Genomic DNA, 3,939 nt, shown 5'->3' with positions numbered 1-3,939 from the left:
AGCAGGCCAGTAGCATATTACGGTCTGTTCGGATTATTGTAAAAAGAGCTATACAAGGGTTTTGACTTTTTCTCCAAACTCTGCTGAAAATTCTTATACATATTAAAAACATCTTGATAATTGAGGTGAGTGTAAACTTGAGTAGTTTCCAGGCTTGAGTGGCCAAGCGGTTGTTGTATTGATCTTATGTCAATATCTTCCTGAAGCAAATGAGTAGCAAAACTATGGCGAAATGCATGTGGAGATAAAATTTCTGGTAAATTTAACATTCTCTTTATTTTTTGCAAACGATTAGCCACATAAGCTCTTCCCAATTTTTTTCCTCTTACTCCCACAAAAAGATGTTGTGCTTCATCAAGGTAAGGACAGGCTTTTACATATTCTTGTATACATTTTTTTACTACTGGGAGAATGAATACCTGCCTTTGTTTATCTCCTTTACCTGTTACTATTATACTTTCATTGTTAATATCACTAACCCTAAGGTTCAACGCTTCACTGATTCTTAAGCCTGTACCATATAGCAGGACGATAATCACAATTTCTCTTTTTACCACCCAAGGTTCGCCCAGGTCGGATAGTTTCATTTCTTTCAATAAAGTTTTTATATTAGGTATTGATAATGCTTTGGGCAGAGTTCTTCTCTGAATTGGCCTTGATAAGGAAAATACAGCTTCATTGTCTATATTGTGGTTGTTTTTATGTACTTGAAGAAATTTCTGATTACTGAGAGTGCTCGAGTGTTGGATCTTGCATTTACACCTCTTGCGTAACGAGAGGTAAGCCAACTTCTTAACTCAGGTATGCTAAAATTTTTCAGAGTACCAACATTTACTTCTCCACCAATGTGAGTATTTAGGAAACTTATAAGATCCTTCAAGTCCCTCATGTATGATTCCAAAGTGTTTGGTGAATAAGATCTGTTGCACCTCAGCCACTCATACCATTTTTCAATGATTGAACCGAGGTCCACAATTATTTTTTAAAGAAAGCATCGATGCACGCATCTCGAAAGGCTTCATTTATATCAGGATGAGAGTGACAAATTCTGTATATATCCTCGGCTGCTGCGCCATATGCCATTGCAACCGCTGCTTCATTGATTAGCGTATCAGCGTATGCTCCTATGATATGCACACCTAGTATTGTATCTGCTCTGCTACAAGTCAGCACTTTCACGAATCCTTCAGCATCATCAGTGATTTTTGCTCTGCCGTTTGCAGCAAATTGACACTTACCCACTTTGTATTCACGGCCAGCATTTTTGAGTTCCTCTTCTGTTTTACCAATCGAGGAAACCGCAGGGTGAGTGTAAATGACAGATGGTATAATTCCATAATCAACGTGAGGTACTTGCCCAGCGATTATCTCTGCAACTGCCACTCCTTCTTCCTGTGCTTTATGAGCAAGCATTGCTCCACCGATCACATCACCAATAGCAAATATTCCTTTCACATTAGTTTCATATCTGTTGTTAACTTGAACGAAACCGCGATTATCTTTTTCTATTTTTTCATCAATACCAAGATTCTCAGTGCATGGTTTGCGTCCTTCTGCCACCAATACCTTATCCGCCTCTATAGTGTTTGTTTGATTATCTTTTACAGAACAAACTTTCACACTCAAAGAGTTACTACTTTGTTTTATCTCCTCAACTTTAGTGCTAAGTAAAAATTTTATTCCTTGTTTTTGTAGACTAGAAAGTAGAGACTTACTTAATTCTCCATCCATTGCTGCAGCGATTCTGTCAAAAAATTCTACTACAGTGACTTCAGACCCTAGCCTCCTCCATACAGAAGACATTTCAAGCCCTATTGCCCCGGCTCCGATTACGACAAGTTTTTTTGGTACTTCAGTTAAAGATAGTGCACCAGTTGATGAAATAATACTTTTCTCATCGATATTCATTCCTGGCAAAGAAATAACGTCAGAACCGGTTGCAATTACTATATTTTTTGTCTTCAGCACCTTACCTTCAACTGAAACTTCAAGATTACCTTGGTCAAAAGAAGCAAGCCCATTGATTTTAGTGATTTTGTGAAGGTTAAACAGATATTCTATACCTTTTCCAAGTTCCTGAACTCTGGCGTCCTTATAGCCTAGCATTTCTTTTAAGTCGAAACTTGCGTCCTTAATTTTTATGCCAAACTTCGACAGATCATTTTTCGTGTGAGCATACTGATAGGAAGAATGGAGCAATGCTTTGGAGGGTATGCACCCAACCCGCAGGCACGTACCACCAAAAATGCTATTTTTATCTATGCAGGCAACTTTCAATCCAAGTTTTGCAGCAGCGATAGCACACTTATAGCCTCCTGGGCCACCACCTATAACAATTAAATCATAATCAGTCATAAAAAACAAACCTATTTTCTAAAGAATACACACCTTTTCCCTCAGTTGTTACATATATCTTATTGCGAGTAAACACTGGAGTGTGAAACACATTACCAGGTACTTTGACTACCTTTCCTGCACTTTCAGATCCCGGAAAAGCAAACATTGAACCTTTATTGCTTGTCACCCACAGTGTATGGGCATGCATAATTGGAGCAAACAATTGCGTATTTTCTATTAAATCAGATGCCCAGACTGTTTCTCCATTTTTTATATCCAGGCCAATTATTTTATCGTCTTTAGTAACTATAAAAATTCTTCCGCCTTCTTTTTGTTTCTCTGCAGGAATAAGAGGACTGTAATATGATTCAATGTCTGATACACTTTTTACTTGCAGTGACTTTGACCATAAAATATTTCCTGATTTTACGTCAATACCATAAATATAAGAATTATTTGTAGCTATTAAAGTATCGCCAAGCACTCTCGGTGTAGTAGTTACATCTGTGAGCTGTGTATCCAAAAGGTTTGTAGCCAATTTTTGGCTCCACAATTTTTTACCGTCTTCATTAAAAGCTATTAACTCACCATTTGAAAATGGTGCTATTATTTTATCATTAGAAATTGCTGGCGATATGGAATACAGACCTCGAACCTCATTGATGCCGTTTTGATAAGTCCAAACGAAGCTGCCATCTTTTATATCAAACACGTACAGATAATTATCAATAGTCAATACTACCAATTTATTGTTTATTACTGCTGCTTTCCCTCTTACTGGAGCTCTCAATTCTTTTTCCCACTGAATCTCGCCGGTTTTTGCATCTATTGTGTGTAGAACGTTATCCACTATAAAGAAAACGTTTCCTCTGTGACGCAATAGGCTCATGTTACTAATTTTTTTTCTGTGTGAGAGGTGTAATTTCCAATTCATAGCCTTTGAGTTATCAATATCAAAGGAATATAAAGCGCCGTGCTTGTCTGATAAAATAACGCTATTTTCTGTAAGCACTGGAGCTACATATCCTTGAGATAGTTTTTTATCCACCAGACTTATTCTCCCGCTTGCCATTGTGTAACTGCTACACAATAACATTATCATGACAATTATTACTTTCATTATTTATTGAAAACAAGATTCGTTAATATACATCTTAAGAACCTTAATTACAACGGAAATGTTCTTGCTGCATGTTAAAAACGTTGATTTATGAACGAAATATTATATTATTATGTGAGATAATGTATACTCTTAGAGGTAGTACACCTCATCCAGTATGCGGCAACGTGCATAGCTGTACGAACATCGAGATATAAAAGAATTTATACCAAGAAGAAAGATGTCATCCAAATAGCCTCTTTTCCTGTCATCCCAGTGCTTGACACTGGGATGGCTCTGTTGCATCGCAACTGAAAAAATCTGGTGGCTACTGAACAAAATTCATTATAAAAATAGCCATTTAACCGCTTAAAGGAAAAATATGCCACAAAAAATGAGAGTTAGTAACTGCCATGAATATAACAAATTTCTAGAAAAAGAGGAAATATTTTTCGTTACATCGATAAAGCTATCGAAAATTGGTATGAAAATAGTCCAAAAAT

General features: G+C 36.7%; 2 protein-coding genes and 2 pseudogenes. 1 reads left to right on the top strand and 3 read right to left on the bottom strand.

Annotated elements, in window-relative coordinates:
• Positions 1-17 precede the first annotated feature (17 nt).
• The 3 genes and pseudogenes from WGMM_RS07180 to WGMM_RS00840 form a co-directional block, all read right to left on the bottom strand.
• Positions 18-973 (bottom strand): annotated as a pseudogene (locus WGMM_RS07180) (tyrosine-type recombinase/integrase).
• A gap of 2 nt (positions 974-975) precedes the next feature.
• On the bottom strand, positions 976-2,355 hold the full coding sequence (gene lpdA / locus WGMM_RS00845; RefSeq protein ID WP_038248571.1) for a dihydrolipoyl dehydrogenase: 1,380 nt from the start codon (positions 2,353-2,355) through the stop codon (positions 976-978).
• Positions 2,348-3,457 carry an outer membrane protein assembly factor BamB family protein gene (locus tag WGMM_RS00840; protein WP_038248568.1) on the bottom strand — a complete coding sequence of 370 codons (1,110 nt, stop codon included), beginning with the start codon at positions 3,455-3,457 and terminating at the stop codon, positions 2,348-2,350. The genes lpdA and WGMM_RS00840 overlap by 8 nt, the downstream gene beginning before the upstream one ends.
• Before the next feature lie 361 nt (positions 3,458-3,818).
• On the opposite strand from WGMM_RS00840, the pseudogene WGMM_RS07425 reads away from it, so the two are divergent.
• A pseudogene (locus WGMM_RS07425) lies at positions 3,819-3,939 on the top strand (IS5 family transposase); the annotation flags it as partial.

This window comes from Wolbachia endosymbiont of Glossina morsitans morsitans (genome assembly GCF_000689175.1).
GTDB lineage: Bacteria > Pseudomonadota > Alphaproteobacteria > Rickettsiales > Anaplasmataceae > Wolbachia > Wolbachia pipientis.
This window is presented reverse-complemented; position numbering and strand designations above follow the sequence as displayed.